This is a genomic window from Aquimarina atlantica, assembly GCF_000626715.1.
Classification (GTDB): Bacteria; Bacteroidota; Bacteroidia; order Flavobacteriales; family Flavobacteriaceae; genus Aquimarina; species Aquimarina atlantica.
In genome coordinates this window covers 1-18,383 of record NZ_AQRA01000015.1, presented here as the reverse complement: position 1 = coordinate 18,383, position 18,383 = coordinate 1, and the positions used below count along the sequence as shown (strand labels likewise).

Genomic DNA, 18,383 nt, shown 5'->3' with positions numbered 1-18,383 from the left:
GAGTCAGTTTTTTAATTTAATAATTGTTATTTGTGTTTGTGTATCTGACAGCAATAGGTCATCAGGATTTTCAGAAGTTGGTTTTTGTTCTATCCCGATGTAAGGAACAAGTTTTATAGAGGTATTATCATTCCAATCAACATTAGTTCCTCTATAATAGCCTTGTTTTATAATTGTTTTTGTTGTAGTATTATATACAGTATATTCAAAATGAGTAGCCGGATCTCCTTGTTTTATTACCTTTTTAACATGAAGTTCCATAGACTTACTCTTGTTTAATTTTGAAATGGTCATATCATTTTTCGTAGATGTAATAGACTGATGTAGTGGTTTATCTTGTTCAATTTTATTTTCTGCAGTTTTACACTGAGCAAAAGAAAATATGGTTAAACCCAAAAAAAGTATGCTTATAATTTTTCTCAATAACATCGATACTATTTTATAAATCGCTTGTGAAAGTTTTATTAACTATTCGTTAGACCGGCAATTACTTTCGACTTTTGGGGAAGGAATATGGTGAAAGCTTATACTTTATATATACAAAATAAAATATAGCCGAATAACTCACCTCTAAAATAGTTTTTATTTTTTTAAAAATCAACAACTTACTTATTGATTTAATAAAAAAAGACCTAGCTTCGTTTTATGCCTACAGATAGTTTCTAAGCAATCTTTTTTTATTTAAAATCTGGGATACGTTAAAAATGACTTCAACTAAAGTTTTAAGGCAGCATCAATTTATATAATGACATACTTTATAGACAGAGTTAATCTCATATTTTGAAGTCATTTTTTAGAATTTTCAAAATAGAGTTTTACTCCTAAAACCACTTGAGTTAATCTCTTAATTAAGAAGATATTTTCTATAGAAAAGCTTAGGAAATTATAATGTATAATTCCAAAACTAATTTATCATTTGCAGATTTTGATCACAAAATCAAACATTTACGCCATACATTTTTTCTCGAAGCTCTTTAATTTTTGGATCGCTCATATATTCATCGAATGTAGTATAACGATCGATAACTCCGTTTGGTGTTAGTTCAATCACTCTGTTACCTACGGTTTGAGCAAATTCGTGATCATGAGTAGTAAACAAAACGGTACCCTTAAATTTTTTCAATGAATTATTAAATGCAGTAATCGACTCTAAATCAAGGTGGTTTGTAGGTTCATCTAACATCAATACATTTGCTCTTGTCATCATCATTTTAGATAACATACAACGAACTTTTTCTCCTCCAGATAATACATTTGATTTTTTTAACGCTTCTTCACCACTAAAAATCATTTTTCCTAAGAATCCTCTAATAAATACTTCCTCTCTTTCTTCTTCTGTAGTTGCCCATTGTCGTAACCAATCAACTAGTGTAAGATCATTTTGAAAATATTCGCTATTATCTGCTGGTAAATAGGATTGAGTAGTAGTAATTCCCCAGCTAAATTTACCCGAGTCTACCTCTTGTTTATTATTTAGTGCCTGATAAAATGCTGTTGTAGCTCTTGAGTCTTTAGAGAAGACAACAACTTTATCTCCTTTGGTTAAATTAATATCAATATCTTTAAATAATGTATCCCCATCTTGGCTTGCGGCCAATCCTTCTACATTTAGGATTTGATCACCTGCCTCTCTATCTCTTTCAAATATTATAGCAGGATAACGACGACTTGATGGTTTAATATCTTCGATATTAAGCTTTTCTATCATCTTTTTACGAGAGGTAGCTTGTTTAGATTTTGCTACGTTTGCACTAAATCTCGCAATAAATTCTTGTAATTCCTTTTTCTTCTCTTCTGCTTTTTTGTTCTGTTGAGCTCTTTGTCTTGCTGCTAATTGAGAAGACTCATACCAAAACGTATAATTACCACTATAGTGGTTAATTTTACTAAAATCAATATCTGAAATATGGGTACATACTGCATCCAAAAAGTGACGGTCGTGAGATACTACAATAACTGTATTATCAAAGTTTGCCAAAAAACTTTCTAACCATGAAATAGTTTCATAATCTAAGTCGTTTGTTGGCTCATCCATTATTAAAACATCTGGATTACCAAACAAACATTGTGCTATCAATACTCGTACTCGTTGTTTAGTATCAAGATCAGACATTTGCGTATAATGCAATTCTTCTTTGATACCTAAATTAGAAAGCATTGCTGCTGCATCACTATCAGCATTCCAGCCATTCATTTCTTCAAACTGCACCTGTAACTCACCTATTTTTTCTGCATTTTCGTCTGTATAATCGGCATAAAGAGCATCTATTTCTTTCTTTATTTTATAGAGAGGTTTATTCCCCATAATTACTGCTTCTAATACGCTATACTCATCATATGCATAATGGTTCTGTTCTAAAACAGACATTCGTTTTCCTGGCTCTAGATGTACATGCCCTGATGTAGGCTCTAATACGCCAGAAAGAATTTTAAGAAACGTTGATTTCCCTGCGCCATTAGCGCCAATAATACCATAGCAATTACCTTGTGTAAAAGAAGTGTTTACTTCATCAAAAAGTATTCGTTTACCAAATTGAACAGAAAGATTAGAAACTGATAGCATGAGTATGAAAAATTGTAAGGTTTAAATTTGCCGCAAAAGTAGAAAAATGGATTTAGAACCTGAAACAATCTATCATTAATTTAGAGGTTTATCCTGTAGTTTATTTATCACTGAAAATCTAAAAACTGAAAATTTAGATAGCTCAATTCGTTAATATGCATAGAATTAACTTATAATTAACAACCGTAATAGGTGATTCCCTTTATTTTTGGACACAGAGTAAGTTAATTTTATAGTGGCAAAAATGCAATTTTCTGTACTAAGATATTTTATCCAAGTTTCTTTTTTATCATGCTTTGTATGTAGTTGTGGTTCTTCTGACAAAGACAATAAAGAATACACTTATTTTGGTGGTGAAATTGTAAATCCTAATACTAACTATGTTGTTTTATCTAAAGGTTATGATTATAGAGATACTATTCTATTAGATAAAAATAACAGGTTTCTACACAAAATAGAAAACTTAGAAGATGGGTTATATTCTTTTAAACATAACCCAGAATATCAAGTAGTACTTCTGGAAAAAGGAGATAGTGTTTTAATTCGTTTAAATACCTTAGAGTTTGATGAATCTCTTGTTTTTACAGGTAAGGGTTCTGGAAAAAATAATTTTTTAATCGATTTGTTCCTACAAAACGAAATTGAAAGAGAACATTTAAAAAGAACAGGCTTCATGCAGTCTGCTTCATATTTCAAAAAAAATCAGGATTCTTTGTTAAACATAAAATCTGCTGCTTTTGAAAAATTAATCGACAAAAATGAGTTGAGTAATTTGGCAAAAAAACTTACTCAGGCTAGTTTTATATTTGAGTACTATATGAGGCATGAGTACTATTTTACCAGTCGTTATAAAATGAAGGGGCCAGATGCTACTAAAGAATTATCTGCTTCCTTTTTTAATTATAGAAATCAGATTGATTTTAATGATGATGAATTAAAAAGATTATATTCTTATAATTGGTTTTTAAATTGTTATTTCACTAATGCTTCTTTTGCTAATAATGAGAATGGATTACAACATAATAATGACTTAGAAAATTTTATTTACAAGCTGGATTTAATTAATAATGTTGTAGAGCATTCATATATTAAAAATAATCTATTAAGAAGATCTACTATTCGTTTTTTATTGGATGATAGTAAAAATAATGAAGAATCAAATAATGCTTTAAAACATTACCTTTCTGTTAGCACTAGTAATCGATCACAAAAAGAATTAAAAAAACTTGCCAGACATATTTCAAAATTGAGACCCAACAAAATTATCCCTGATCAGGATTTAATTACTTCAAAAGGTGAAACCGTTAAATTATCTTCGCTCTTTAGTAAACCTATTACAGCCCTGTATTTTTGGTCGATAGAAAGTAAAGATCATTATGTAAAAGCTCATGAAAAAGCGACTTACCTTAGTTCGTTATACCCTGGTATCGATTTTATTGCTGTAAATATTGACCCAGATCAAACAAAAAACTGGTTAAAAACTATAAAAAGACATGGGTACAATTTAGATAATGAATACGAATTTAAATATCCAAAATGTTCTTCAGAAGAATTAGTAATTCATTATAGAAATAAGGTTATTCTAGTAGATCAAGACGGTAAAATAATAAACCCTAGTACAGATTTATTTGCATCTGTTTTCGAAAAACAACTTATGCAATATACACAATTGGCAAGTTTAGAAAATTAAAAAGCCACTCGATAAGAGCAGCTTTTTCTATAATTTTATGTGTTAGGAAAATTATACTAGTTCCCTTTTTTGTAATCTGCAAGAAACTTAGCAAGACCAATATCGGTTAATGGATGTTTTAACAATCCTTCTATAGAAGAAAGCGGCCCTGTCATTACATCTGCACCGATCTTAGCACAATCAATTACATGCATTGTATGTCTTACCGAAGCTGCCAAAATTTGTGTATCAAATCCATAATTATCATAAATCAACCTTATCTCTGCAATAAGATTAAGCCCATCTGTAGAGATATCATCTAACCTACCAATAAACGGAGATACATATGTAGCTCCAGCTTTAGCTGCAAGTAACGCCTGCCCCGCAGAAAATACCAATGTACAATTGGTTTTAATTCCTTTATCACTAAAGTATTTGATTGCTTTTACACCATCTTTGATCATGGGTACTTTTACAATAATTTGGTCATGAAGTTTAGCCAGCTCTTCTCCTTCTTTAATAATACCATCAAAATCTGTAGAAATTACTTCTGCACTTACATCTCCGGTTACGATTTCACATATCTTTTTATAATGATTAATTATGTTTTCTTTACCGGTGATACCTTCTTTAGCCATCAAAGATGGGTTTGTAGTTACTCCATCAAGAACTCCTAAATCTTGTGCTTCCTTAATCTGATCAAGATTTGCAGTATCAATAAAAAATTTCATAGTATTGTTTTTAAAATTGTTGTGTTTAAATTTTACCCTTTTATAGATCGCGAATATAAAAATAATCGTTGTAGGCTAATAAAATCTTTTTGTTAATTAAAAAATATCTTTTTCTAGTTTATAAAAAGCCACTCTATTTGATGAATTCATCTTAACGTTTTCAGGAAATAGAAAAAGTTAAGATGAGTTCAATTACAACAATGTAAATCATAATTTATAATGATTCATTAGCATTTTCTCATATAGTCTATCTGGTAATATTCGTTTTAGCACAATAGAAAACTTTTGCATAAATGCGCCTACTTTATAATGTACTTTTGGTTTTTCGGTTTTTATAATCCTAAAAACAGCTTTGGCCATTTCTAAAGGATCATTACCCGAATCTACATGGCTATCCATTAGTTTTAATGTATCACCATACGGTTTTTCGTATGGAGAATTTTTAATCACGGGAGCATGATAACGTCCTGCAGCAATATTGGTTGCAAAATCTCCCGGAGCCACATTAGTCATTCTAATATTAAAATCTTTCAATTCCATTCGCCAGGCCTCGGTAGTCATCTCTAACGCAGCTTTAGAAGCACTATAAATTCCTCTATACGGTAACCCCATATATCCTGCAATAGAAGTAACATTAATAATTAATCCACTTCTCTGTTTTCGCATGACTGGTAAAACCGCTTTGGTGACATTGATTGGGCCAAAATAATTTGTAGTAAAATTTCTTACTATTTCCTCATTTGGTATTTCTTCTATTGGACCAGTAATACCAGCACCGGCATTATTGATTAATACATCTAACCTTCCGTGTTTTTGTTCTATTGTTGTAATAGCAGAATTGATACTGTTCGTATCTGCTACATCTAATTCTAAAAGTGTAAAAAATTCAAAATCAGGAAATCGAGATGGATTACGACTTGTACCATATACCGTATATCCTTTTTCTGCCAAAAATATCCCTATTGATTTTCCTATCCCAGAAGATCCTCCTGTAATTAAAACTACAGTATCTTTTTGATTTGTGCTCATGATCGCAAATATACAATTCTGATCAACGATCTACTAATCTCGAAATATAAAATGAAGGAAAACCAATGATGATAATTTGGGGGTGATATTCTTATATTGCAGCAAAAACAAAGGCACAAAAAAAGGCAAGCTACCTACATCACACTGCTACAACCGTCTACCTTTGCTGCGTTCCCGCCCTGGAGGATTCAACAGGAGCTAGTTGTGTAGGACTTGCCGGTGCAAAGATACAATCTTTAGGATATAAAACAATGATTTTTTAAACCCAATTAAAATAAATATCTTGCTTAAAATTTAATTATCACAATGAAGATCTCTAACTCCTTCGTCATCATTATTTTAAGCATACTCAGTTTTTCTTGTGGAAGTAATCAGGATAAGCGAAAAAAATATTTTTCTATCAAAACCGAGGATAATAAAACTAAATTTATGCTTGGTGAGACTATAAAAGCAAACATTATAAACGCTCAAAACATAAAAATTGATTCTGTCACTTTTCTTTTAGACAATAAAAAGGTAGCTTCTAAAAAAGATTTCAGTTACGAAGAAAAAATAGATGATGAAAAACTAGGAAATCATATCTTAACAGCTCAGGTTTTTTATGATGGAAATATAGACACTATAACCAAAAAAATTGCTTTTCTTAATAATATATCTCCTAAATTATATTCTTATAAAATTATTGCAGAATATCCTCATGATAAAGAAGCTTTTACTCAGGGATTAGAGTTTTTTGGAGATACATTATATGAAAGTACCGGTAAAAAAGGAATGTCATCTTTACGGAAACTTGACTATAAAACCGGAAAAATTCTTGTAAAAAAGGATATAGCAAAGGAATATTTTGCCGAAGGAATTACCATTATGAATGATAAAATATTTCAACTCACCTGGACATCTAAAGAAGGATTTATTTATGACCTAAATACTTTAGAAAAAACTGGAAGTTTTGCATATAGCCAAAGTAAAGAAGGGTGGGGATTGTGCAATAATGGAAATCAGATCTACAAGAGCGATGGTACAGAAAAAATCTGGATACTTGATCCTAATACCCTTGCAGAAAAAGATTATATAGAAGTCACTACAAACAAAGGTGTTAAATCCAGATTTAACGAATTAGAATGGGTTGACGGAAAAATTTATGCTAATACCTGGCAAAAGGATGGAATTGCTATAATTAACCCTAACAGTGGTGCTTTAGAAGCTGTTATTAATCTTAGTGGTCTTCGTAAAAAAGTAACGCAACATGAAAAACTGGATGTTTTAAATGGTATCGCATATAATGCAAATACCAAACGATTATTTGTTACTGGTAAAAACTGGGATAAACTTTTTGAAATTGAAGTTATAAAAAAACCATAACGTTTCTCTACTAAACAATTATGCAATAATTAAACACTAATCTTTTTATTTCAATTTCCTTACATAATAAAGGTTCATTCCTCAATAAATTTCTGCAACACCATAATAAGTTCCTCGTTATTGTAATAGACAGATAATAAACCGTACCTTTGCGGCTTATTTTTAGCTATATGAATAAATTTGAAGCGTTAGGTCTTGGTGAAGCCATTATTAAGGCGGTGAATGATATGGGTTTCGAAACCCCTAGTGAAGTACAGGAAAAGGCAATCCCTATTTTATTAAAGGAAGATACAGATATTGTTGCTTTAGCACAAACCGGTACAGGAAAAACAGCAGCTTTTGGTTTTCCTTTAATTGAAAAAATTGATAGCAGTAGCAGAATTACGCAAGGATTAATCCTCTCTCCTACTCGCGAACTTTGTTTACAAATTACTAACGAACTTAAAAACTACTCTAAATATATTCCTGGATTGCATACCGTTGCAATTTATGGTGGAGCAAGTATAACAGATCAGGCAAAACAAATAAAACGTGGCGCCCAGATTGTAGTGGCCACTCCCGGCCGAATGCAGGATATGATCAACCGTAAAATGGTAGACATTACTAATATTAGTTATTGTGTATTAGACGAAGCAGATGAAATGCTAAATATGGGGTTTTATGAAGATATCAATACTATTTTATCTCATACTCCAGAAGATAAAAATACATGGCTGTTCTCTGCTACAATGCCAAAAGAAGTTTCTACCATTGCGAAACGATTTATGCAAACCCCTATAGAGATTACTGTAGGTCACAAAAACACAGGTTCTAAAAACGTTTCTCACGAATATTATGTAGTAAATTCTCGAGATCGATATGCTGCCTTGAAACGATTAGCAGATGCAAATCCTGATATCTTTTCTGTAATTTTTTGTCGTACCAAAAGAGACACTCAAAAAGTAGCAGAAAATCTTATTGGTGATGGATATAATGCTGCAGCATTACATGGTGACCTAAGTCAAAACCAACGTGATTTGGTAATGAAAAGTTTTAGAAATCGCCAAATACAAATGTTGGTTGCTACAGACGTAGCTGCACGTGGTATTGATGTCGATGATGTTACGCATGTAATTAATTATCAACTTCCTGATGAGATAGAAACATACACCCATAGAAGTGGAAGAACGGGACGCGCAGGGAAAAGTGGTGTTTCTATGGTTATCGTATCCAAAAGCGAAGTCAGAAAAATTAGATCTGTAGAACGAATCATTAAAAAAAGCTTTGAGAAAAAAGAAATTCCTAGTGGAGAAGAAATATGTCAGGTTCAACTATTTCATTTGGCTAGTGACATCGGAAAAGCTGAAATAAATCATGAAATCGATAGTTATTTACCATCTATTAATGAAGTTTTAGAAGAGTTTTCTAAAGAAGAGCTGATCAAAAAATTCTTTTCGGTAGAGTTTTCTCGTTTTCATAATTATTACAAAAAATCTAGAGATTTAAATGCCGTAAATGAAAAAGATGGTAGTTCTGGTAGAGATGGCACTACGCGTTACTTTATTAATGTAGGAGAAAAAGATGGGTTTGATTGGATGACTCTAAAGGATTTCCTGAAAGAAGTGCTAGAGTTAGGAAGTGATTCTTTAAGTCGAGTAGATGTAAAAGAAAGCTTTTCTTTTTTCAATACGAATACCGAGCATCAAGAACGAGTTCTTCAGATTTTTGAAGATTTCAGAATGGAAGGAAGAAAAGTTAATGTAGAAATCTCTAAAGATTCTGGTCGTAGAGGAAGACGTCGTCGCGATAATGATGGTGGTTTTAAAGGAAAACGCAGAAGTGACGGATTTAAACCCAAAGGTAGAAAACGTTTTGATTCTAAAGAAGACAGAGGTAGCGGAGGCAATCGAAAAAGAGATCGTAGAAAACGTAGTGATCGTAGATAAATCAGAGGTTTTGTTTTTTGTATATTCAAAAAATTACTTTTAAGTAAATCACTGAATATAAGAACTTAACAAACAAATATGATTTTTGGCGCGATTTTTATGTTATATTATTTAAAATTGAACGTCATATTATATACATGAAGAGAGTATTATTTTACATAGCACTATTAGCAGGTATAACTACTTATGCTCAAGAGAATGATTCAAGTACTGTATCAGGAAAAGTATTAAATGCTGCCAATGATAAGATACTAGAAAATGTTCATATCGTTAATCTTAGCCAAGTAATAGGAACAATTACTAATGAAAAAGGGGATTTTAATATTCCTGCCAAAGTAAATGATACTCTATATTTCTCTTATATCGGGTATAAACCATTACAAATTAGAGTAACTAATGATTGGGTTAAATTTGGTGAAGTTAAGATTAAGATGACCGAACTGGGAATTGCGCTAGAAGAGGTAGTCGTTGCCGATGTACAACTTACAGGTTACCTGGAGATTGATGCTAAAAGAATTCCTGTTTACAACAATTACAGGTATAGTATTTCTGGATTAAACTCTGGCTATGAAGGTGGTAATAAGCAACCCGGAGCCGTAAACAAGGTACTAGGTGCTATCTTTAACCCTGCTGACTTTTTATATAATATATTTAGTAAACGCTCAAAAGAGTTAAGGAAGTTACGTAAAATGAAAAAAGACGATGAGATTAGAAATCTTTTGGAGACCAAATTTGATCGTGCTACCTTAATGGCTCTTCTACAAGTTGGACGACTAGATATCGATGAGATTTTACGTAATTGTAACTATTCTGTCGATTTTATAAAATTTGCAAATGATCTTCAAATCCTCGACGCAATAAGTGAATGTTATGAAGAGTACAAAATACTTGATAGAAAGTAATTTATATAATATATAAGAGCTTTAGAATAGTATTAACGTAATGAATGTAACGCAATTCGGTTTCCTTCAGAGTCTATAAAATACGCCATATATCCATGTTCTTCAGAAATTTGCTTTTTGTCTAAAACTACTTTTCCGCCTGCATCTGCTACTCTACTCATTTCATTTGCAACATTATCACAAGAAAAATACACCAAAACTCCATCTTCACTAGGTTTATAATGCTCTCCAGCATAGATTAATGTTCCTGTAGCAATTCCTGTTTGATTTTGATTAGGAAACCATCCCATTTGCACGCCTTCCATATCATGAAGGCTAATTTCTATATCAAAAACTTTTTCATAAAACGCTTTAGCCCTCTTCATATCAATAACCGGAATTTCGAACCAAGTAACCATAATATTAGATGTTAGATGTTAGATGTTAGATGTTAGATGTTAGAAAGTTACTCATTCTTATGATATCGTGCAATAATTTGTTCATGGCTTTTAATCACTTTCTTTGCCCATTCCATTCGTTTTTCTAATTTTTCTTCTTCAGATAATTGCCAATTGATATTTGTTTCTTTAAGTTTAGTGGTAACATGTTGTAATATTATTGCTGCAGAAACCGAAATATTAAGACTTTCTGTAAATCCGACCATTGGGATATGTAATTTGGCGTCTGCTGCTTCAAGAACCTGATCACTTAACCCTTGCTGTTCTCTTCCAAAGAAAAATGCAGCTGGTTTTTCAATATCAAAATCCTGTAAAACTTTAGAATCATCATGTGGGGTAGTCGCAACAATTTGATATCCTTTTTTTTGTAGTGTAGCCAGGCATTCTTTGGTAGTAGAATATCTATTGATATCTACCCATTTCTGAGCACCCATTGCAATTTCCCGATCTATACGTTTTGCATTTACCTCTTCAATTACATGTACATTCTGAATCCCGAATACATCACAACTACGTATCACAGCACTTGTGTTATGCAATTGATACACATCCTCTACTGCCACCGTAAAATGATTTGTACGCCGTTCCAAAACTTTTGTATTTAAGCCTTGTCGTCTTGGAGTAAGAAAGGATTCTAAGTATTCGAGAAGTTTTATATCTATCATAACTGCTAAAATATAAAAACATCGATTATTTTTAACAAAAAAGAGCTGCCTGTTACAATATCAGACAGCCCCTTTACAATCTACTTAATTTAACTTAAACATATGCACTATAGCTTTTTCTGTGTCGCAATATTTATGGCTTATTGCAACAAAGCTCATGTATGTGCATAATTCGGATTTAAAAAACACTTAAAATTTGATATCACATATCAAACATTATTTTCACAATAATTACTTTTTAAACTTTTTTAGATAAAAAAAACCTCCCGAAATTACCCCTAAAAACGGAAGGTTTAAGTAAACACATTGTCAAAATGTTTCTTACTGACTAATTATTTGCATCATAACTAGCCTAATTTTTCTTTTTCATTATTTATACTCTATTATACTGTTGTTATATAATTTATAGTTATTGATTTTAGTATTAGTTATAGTTATAACCAAAATCAGATTTAGCGTCATTATACTGTATAGCGTGGTAAATAAATATCAAAAAATTTCTTAACAAGTTGTAGCTGTGCATATTAAACTGTAGCACAGGATTAACTACAGATAAAGCAATAGTTTTTCTGGTATTATATCGTGTTAAGAAAGTGATAAAAAATGTACGGTAAGTCCGTAAAAAAGATAAAGAATTACTATATTTCGCCCTTCGGAAAAAGGAGGAAAACGATATGTATTTTTCCTTAAGAGAAAGAAGCATCATGTCAATTGAAAATGGAAATTGACAATTTATAGACGCATGAAATAATAGTCTACTCATAATGATTGATTTATTTTAAATTAATCGCTATTCAGACCCTGCTTTTGTTGGCTCGCCAAAGTTTCACAATCGCGGGGTTGTTTTTGTCTTAACCTTAATCTTTAATGATATGTATCTACTAAAGAAACTAACATTAAAAATCTACAGTTTTTACACATTTATTAATTACTTTTTATTTTAGTACTACGCTCAAAATACCTCCAAAAACAGAAGTTTTTGATTTTATAGTATCACTTATTTTTTTATTAATGCAATTTGACAATAAAAGTGTTCATTTCTTCATAAAAGTATATTACTACTACTTAGATGAAAAACTACATATCCTTTTACAAAACAATATCGAATATAAAACTCAGGGAGGGGTAAGAAATAAGTTTTTTATCCTGTAATTATTACATTATGTTTTGCTCAAAAACAATACTTAAAGATAGTTACTATTTGTTAAAATCGAACACAGAAACACCACATAATTATTCCGGTTTTACCATAAAAAAATAAATGTTTAATTATATCGTCAAAAAAATAAACAAAATTAACATTTTTATTAACCTATAAAATTACAATATACTGACTTACAGGGTTTTACATAAAACAAAAAGCTGTCCCAAACACTGTAAATCCTTAAAAAAAGTAGGAATATTCCATAAAAAATATAAAAATACAGCTCTTTAACCGATATATTACGCGTTTTAACTGTTTTTGGGTTGTTGAAAAAACGTCAATTATTGATAGGTAAACTGTAATTTTTTATCAAGATAAAAGTATGAATCTCGTTTTTCAATACTAAAACACATAATAGATTTAGATCGTTATATTTTTATTCTCACCTCTGATATTTTTAACTCATTAAACCTAAACTGTTTACAAAAAAAATCACTTTCTATAGAAAATAGAAAGTGATTTATAATTTCAACTTATTTTTATTTTACGATTAACTTTCCTTATGAATTTCTACCGAGTGTGGATAAGGAATTTCAATACCTGCATCATCAAGAGCTAGTTTACAGTTTTCTAATGTAGTAAAATAAACATCCCAATAATCCTCTGGAGTACAGTAGGGACGAACAGCTAAATCGACAGAGCTTTCTCCTAATTGGCTAACATTTACAGAAGGTGCAGGGTCTTTCATTATCTTAGGGTTTGATGTTAAAACTCCTAGCAATACCTCTTTTGCATTTTTTATATTTTCATCATAACCTATACCAATTGTGATATCCACTCTCATCATTCCTTCTGCCGTATAGTTAATGATATTACCATTTGCCATTGCTCCATTAGGAACGATGGCTAACTTATTCTGAGGAGTAGTTAATTTTGTTGTAAAAATTTCAATTTCTTTAACTACACCCAATACGCCTTGTGCCTCTATAACATCTCCTATTTTGTAAGGTCTAAAAATCATAATAAGCACTCCTCCTGCAAAATTAGATAAAGACCCTTGTAACGCCAAACCAACTGCCAAACCAGCTGCAGCAATTACAGCGGCAAAAGTAGTGACATCAACGCCTAATCTCGAAATCACAAGAATAATAAGGAATACTTTTAGGGACCAGGTCAATAAGTTTAATAAAAACTTTTGCAAAGACTCATCATACTTACTTTTAGACATCACCTGTCTAAGACTACTAATTAATTTCTTAATAACCCATGACCCTATAATATAAATAAGGATGGCGGTAATGAGTTTAGGGCCAAATTCTTTTGCCAGTTCAATACCGTAATTGAACCATTCTTGAGCTTTTTCCATTATAATTTGTGTTATTTTGTGTTGAAATATTGCAGTGATAAAAAATACAACTACAATAGATAAAATTTAAGGTAGCAAAGGTATATGAAATCGATATCAAAGCCAAAACGTTTTCTAGACTATCATTTTTGTAGTATGATAAATTCGCTTCTGCGATTAAGTTGGTGTTCATCATCACTACATGGTACTCCATCTGCACATTTATTAATTAGTGCAGTTTCACCATATCCTCTGCCTGTTACCCGAGATCTGTCTATCTTACCTTTTTCTACTATATACTTAATCGTGCTTTTTGCTCTGCGTTCACTTAAATACATATTATAATCATCATCTGCCCTGCTGTCTGTATGTGATCGAACATCAATCTTTAAATCAGGGTATTCGTTAAGTGCCACAATAATCTTTTGTAATTCTATTTCGGCATCTCGCCTTATAAAGGATTTATCTAAGTCAAAATATATAATCTCCAGATCTAATAGTTTAGCCAAATCATCACCTGGTTTCACTTCTTTTTCGGCTAATCCACCTTTGCTAAGTTGTAGCGCTAAGTCATGCTTATGTTCTAATACATTATTTGCGGTAAGAAGCGCTTCTGTAGGTCCATATCCTATCTTATTTGCTCTAACAATATAGGATGTATCACACTCAAGGTCAAACCTATATCTCCCTTTCGAATCTGTAACTGTACGTTGTAACTCATTATTGGTATCATCTAATAAAAATACTTCGGCATCTACCAAAACTTCTCTAGAACTTGCGTCTGTAACTACTCCGGCAACATATTGATTACACGTAGTAATTAGTTCTTCTGTTTGTTTAAAACTATAGATATCATCGTTTCCTTTTCCTCCAGCTCGATTACTTGAGAAATATCCAATTTTTGTGTTTTCATTCAATACGAAGGTAAAATCGTCTTCAGAACTATTTACTGGTTTCCCTACATTATAGGGTATAGAAAACTCTCCTAATTCCTCGGGAACAGTAACAAAAATATCTAACCCTCCCAAGCCAATATGTCCATCACTAGCAAAATACAATCGTCCCGAATCACTAACATATGGAAAAGTTTCTCTTCCCTCTGTATTAATTTTATCTCCCAGATTCTTGGGTTCACCAAAAGTACCATCTTCATGTATATCAATAACATACAAATCAGAAAGTCCTCTACTATCAGGCATATCACTTGCAAAATAAAGTTTGGTTCCATCTGCACTCAATGCAGGGTGAGCTATAGAATATTCATTGCTATTGAAAGGTAACTCTTCTATGTTTGTCCACTTATCATTCTCGAGCGTTGCTCTATATATTTTTAGTAGTATAGTTCCTTCTACATTAGAGCCTAATTTTCTTTTAAGATAATTATTACGAGTGAAATATACTGTTTGTCCATCACTACTAAATGAAGTAGAGGATTCGTGAAACTTTGTATTTATTTTTCCTTTTAACTTTTTGGGTGTTTGCAAAATTCCATTAGATTCAATAATTGTTGAAGAAAACAGATCCAGAAATGGCATTTCATTCCATTCATGAACAACCTTACTCATTCCACTTCCTCCTCCTCTTGAAGATGCAAATATCAACTCTCCCTGATTATTAAAACTAGGTGCATAATCAGAGTACTTAGAGTTTATACTTAATTTCAATAATCTAAACTTACCCGATTGCATTTCTATAAACTTTAAATAATCTCTGGTATTCATGAAGAATTCTGCTCTTTGATCATTACCAGTAATCGTATTAAATTGCTCCATTATCTTATCTGCTTCCTCGTATCGTTGAATACTTTTTAAGCTTTGAGAATATCTAAATAAATATTCAGGATCAATATCATCTGCATACTTAGTAGTTAGCTTTTCATACCAAGGAATTGCATCCTCTAACCGGGCATTAAAATAATAGGAGTCTCCAAGTTTTTTAAACAAATCAGCAGATTCATAACCACTTTCTGCAACTTGAAGATATATTTTACGGGCATCGACAAAAGCATAACGATTAAAACTTTCATCAGCTTTAGCCATTCGTTTTTCCTGGGAAAACGCAATCCCCGACAACAACATACTTAAGGAAATATTGATAAAGTATTTGGTAAAATTCATAGTTTTTCGTTTTTATTAATTCTAAAAACTAGGTTTTAATATGGTTCTAATCATTTTTTGAAAGCATACATCTCTAAATTGCAATTAAAAGAAACGAGGTGTTAGCATTCTATTGTATTTTTTAAAGAGTTCGAATCTGAGAAATACCTCATAACTGCCATCATTAAATTGACTCTGACCTAACTCTGTCGTTTCTCGATCATATGCAAAACCAATCATTAAGGAATCTGAGATCTGAAACCCTATTGCTCCACTTAATGCAGCACTCCAACGATAAGCAGCTCCCAATGTCAATCGATCATACAATAAAAAATTAGCAGAAATATCTACCTGCAAAGGAGCTCCAAAAACCAACTTACTTAAAACTGCTGGCTTAAACTTAACTGTATCACTCAAATCAAAAACATGACCTGCTATTAAATAATAATTGATACGCTCCTCGGCCAAAAAACTAACAGCATCACTACTACTAGTAGTAGTACTCTCATCAAAATGATCTGTCTCTAATAAATTTGGAGCACTCAATCCTACATAAAACTTATTGGTGTGATAATAAACTCCAACTCCAACATTAGGACTAAACTTATTATCTATATTATTCTCAAACAAAGCATCATTGCTATTAAATTGTGATAGCTTTTGAAAATCAACATTTAATAAATGACCACCGGCTTTTATACCTAAGCTTAACTTACCTGTTTCAGAAGTGGGAAGCGTATATGAAAAATCAATATCAAAATACGTCTCATCGGTAGGACCAATCTGATCATTAACTATAGATAGACCTAAACCAACTCGCTCATTACCACCAATAGGAGTGTTAAAGGTAAGGGTCTGGGTACGAGGAGCTCCATCTAAACCAACCCATTGACTACGATGAAGACCCATAATACTTAGTACACCCCGACTACCTGCATAGGCAGGGTTGACACTTATAGTGTTATACATATACTGAGTGTACTGAGCATCTTGTTGTGCATAACTGGTAAAAAAAGTAACGCTCAAAAATGCTGTCACAACTATTATCTTTATTTTTTTCATCCGCTCTAATTTAACATTTTTATTTCACCCACGAGTAAGTATATCGATACTCGTGGGAATCTAAATTTTGATTGATTATCTGTTAATGTATAAGTAACCTGCTCTAGACTTACGTTCACCAGATTCTAAAACATATTCTAAAACATAATAGTAAGTACCTACTGGTAATCGATCTGTTCCTTCTATTGTAGTTCTTCCTTTAGAGATTCCTCTGAAGAATTGATCGTCTCTTCCATAATTTTTAGTTCCATATACTTTAACACCCCAACGGTTATATATCTCTAAAGTATTCTCTAATCTCTCTATTCCGCTAATTATGAATACATCATTAACACCATCTCCATTTGGAGACATTCCTGTAAAGACTGTAATCCCGTCTTCACCTTCTTCTATTGGCCCGTTAGGTTCTAAATAATCAGGAGTACCATTACCATCTGTATCAAAAGCATCATCTGGGTTTCCATCTCCATTAGGATCTGGATTCTCATCTTCTGTTAAGATTCCATCATTATCATCATCAGTATCCAAAATATCAGGCGTACCATCACCATCAGTATCTTGAGGATTATTTGGATCGTCTCCTATTTCAAATTCATTTATTACTCCATCACCATCACAATCACCTGAAGAAACCGCACCTGGATTTGGATCACAAGGATCCAAAGGATCTGTACCATCATTTTCTTCGTCAACATCATTAATTCCATCTCCATCAGTATCACTAAGGTTTATATCTACCAATCCAATTGCAATATTGCCTCCAGGATCTGTTGCAACCACGTCTATTGTATCCATATCATCAAGTACAGGAAATACTCCACTATCAGGAACAGCTGTATCTGGGTCAATACTCCAATTACCAGTAGCATCAGTCGTTACTGTGTAGGTAACCTCTGGGATACCATCACCATTTTCATCTACCGTAATCGTTAAGGTCTCATTAGGCTCCCCTGCTCCTGTTAAAGTAGGTGTGATATCATCCGTAGTAAAACTATCTACCGATATTGTAGTAATATCAATAGTCACTACTCCTGATCCACTGTTACCTGCTACATCAGTAGCTACAACATCTAAGGTATCATTATCGGTTAAGACCGGTAAACTACCACTATCTGGTACTGCAACTCCGGTATCAATACTCCAGTCTCCTGAAGCATCGGTTGTTACAGTATAAGTAACTTCTGGGGTACCATCTCCGTTCTCATCCACGGTAATCGTTAAGGTCTCATTTGCTTCCCCGGTTCCTGTTAAGGTTGGCGTAATATCATTAGTAGTAAACGTATCTGCTGTTGGGGCAGTGGTGTCAATAGTCACTACTCCTGACCCACTATTCCCTCCGGCATCTGTAGCCACAACATCTAAGGTATCATTATCGGTTAACGGCGGTAGGAATCCACTCGTAGGAACAACAACTCCAGTATCAATACTCCAATCTCCTGCTGCATCAGTCGTT

14 protein-coding genes and 1 other RNA gene are annotated in these 18,383 nt (G+C 32.3%); 4 read left to right on the top strand and 11 right to left on the bottom strand.

Features of this window, described 5'->3' with window-relative positions; translation table 11 throughout:
• Positions 1-3: 3 nt before the first annotated feature.
• Together ATO12_RS23210 and ATO12_RS23205 are read right to left on the bottom strand one after the other, a co-directional pair.
• Entirely contained in the window at positions 4-429 is a 426-nt protein-coding gene (locus ATO12_RS23210; protein WP_034247238.1) for a hypothetical protein, read from the bottom strand.
• Between the two features lie 508 nt (positions 430-937).
• A complete protein-coding gene (locus ATO12_RS23205) occupies positions 938-2,563 on the bottom strand; it encodes an ABC-F family ATP-binding cassette domain-containing protein (protein ID WP_034247236.1) in 1,626 nt (541 codons plus the stop codon).
• A gap of 244 nt (positions 2,564-2,807) precedes the next feature.
• Between ATO12_RS23205 and ATO12_RS23200 the strand changes: the two genes are divergently transcribed.
• Positions 2,808-4,253 carry a TlpA family protein disulfide reductase gene (locus ATO12_RS23200; protein ID WP_034247235.1) on the top strand — a complete coding sequence of 482 codons (1,446 nt, stop codon included), beginning with the start codon at positions 2,808-2,810 and terminating at the stop codon, positions 4,251-4,253.
• A 56-nt stretch (positions 4,254-4,309) separates the two neighbouring features.
• On the opposite strand, the gene fsa is transcribed toward ATO12_RS23200, so the two are convergent.
• From fsa to ffs, 3 genes are all read right to left on the bottom strand, one after another.
• Positions 4,310-4,963, bottom strand: coding sequence for a fructose-6-phosphate aldolase (gene fsa, locus ATO12_RS23195; RefSeq protein ID WP_034247234.1), 654 nt, complete (start codon positions 4,961-4,963; stop codon positions 4,310-4,312).
• A gap of 207 nt (positions 4,964-5,170) precedes the next feature.
• Positions 5,171-5,992: an SDR family oxidoreductase gene (locus tag ATO12_RS23190; RefSeq protein WP_034247232.1), complete on the bottom strand. Its 822-nt coding sequence runs from the start codon at positions 5,990-5,992 to the stop codon at positions 5,171-5,173.
• Between the two features lie 120 nt (positions 5,993-6,112).
• Positions 6,113-6,211: signal recognition particle sRNA small type (gene ffs, locus ATO12_RS25595), an RNA gene on the bottom strand.
• A gap of 87 nt (positions 6,212-6,298) precedes the next feature.
• Here ffs and ATO12_RS23185 point away from each other — a divergent pair.
• The 3 genes from ATO12_RS23185 (at position 6,299) to ATO12_RS23175 (ending at position 10,181) form a co-directional block, all read left to right on the top strand.
• Positions 6,299-7,354, top strand: coding sequence for a glutaminyl-peptide cyclotransferase (locus ATO12_RS23185; protein WP_034247230.1), 1,056 nt, complete (start codon positions 6,299-6,301; stop codon positions 7,352-7,354).
• Positions 7,355-7,524: 170 nt separating this feature from the next.
• Complete coding sequence (locus ATO12_RS23180; protein ID WP_034247228.1) at positions 7,525-9,279, top strand: DEAD/DEAH box helicase; 1,755 nt, start codon at positions 7,525-7,527, stop codon at positions 9,277-9,279.
• A gap of 137 nt (positions 9,280-9,416) precedes the next feature.
• Positions 9,417-10,181 carry a carboxypeptidase-like regulatory domain-containing protein gene (locus tag ATO12_RS23175; RefSeq protein ID WP_034247226.1) on the top strand — a complete coding sequence of 255 codons (765 nt, stop codon included), beginning with the start codon at positions 9,417-9,419 and terminating at the stop codon, positions 10,179-10,181.
• 32 nt (positions 10,182-10,213) lie between these two features.
• Here ATO12_RS23175 and ATO12_RS23170 read toward each other — a convergent pair whose 3' ends face one another.
• From ATO12_RS23170 to ATO12_RS26615, 6 genes are all read right to left on the bottom strand, one after another.
• A complete protein-coding gene (locus tag ATO12_RS23170; RefSeq protein WP_034247224.1) occupies positions 10,214-10,579 on the bottom strand; it encodes a VOC family protein in 366 nt (121 codons plus the stop codon).
• A gap of 47 nt (positions 10,580-10,626) precedes the next feature.
• Positions 10,627-11,283: a TrmH family RNA methyltransferase gene (locus ATO12_RS23165; RefSeq protein WP_034247222.1), complete on the bottom strand. Its 657-nt coding sequence runs from the start codon at positions 11,281-11,283 to the stop codon at positions 10,627-10,629.
• 1,694 nt (positions 11,284-12,977) lie between these two features.
• Positions 12,978-13,793 (bottom strand): mechanosensitive ion channel family protein, encoded by an 816-nt coding sequence (locus tag ATO12_RS23160; protein WP_034247220.1) that lies wholly within the window; start codon positions 13,791-13,793, stop codon positions 12,978-12,980.
• A 122-nt stretch (positions 13,794-13,915) separates the two neighbouring features.
• Positions 13,916-15,889, bottom strand: a complete 1,974-nt coding sequence (locus ATO12_RS23155) for an OmpA family protein (protein ID WP_034247218.1) — start codon at positions 15,887-15,889, stop codon at positions 13,916-13,918.
• An 84-nt stretch (positions 15,890-15,973) separates the two neighbouring features.
• Positions 15,974-16,930, bottom strand: coding sequence for a PorP/SprF family type IX secretion system membrane protein (locus ATO12_RS23150; RefSeq protein ID WP_034247216.1), 957 nt, complete (start codon positions 16,928-16,930; stop codon positions 15,974-15,976).
• A gap of 75 nt (positions 16,931-17,005) precedes the next feature.
• On the bottom strand, positions 17,006-18,383 hold a 1,378-nt coding region (locus ATO12_RS26615; protein WP_205625262.1), incomplete at its 5' end, for a T9SS type B sorting domain-containing protein.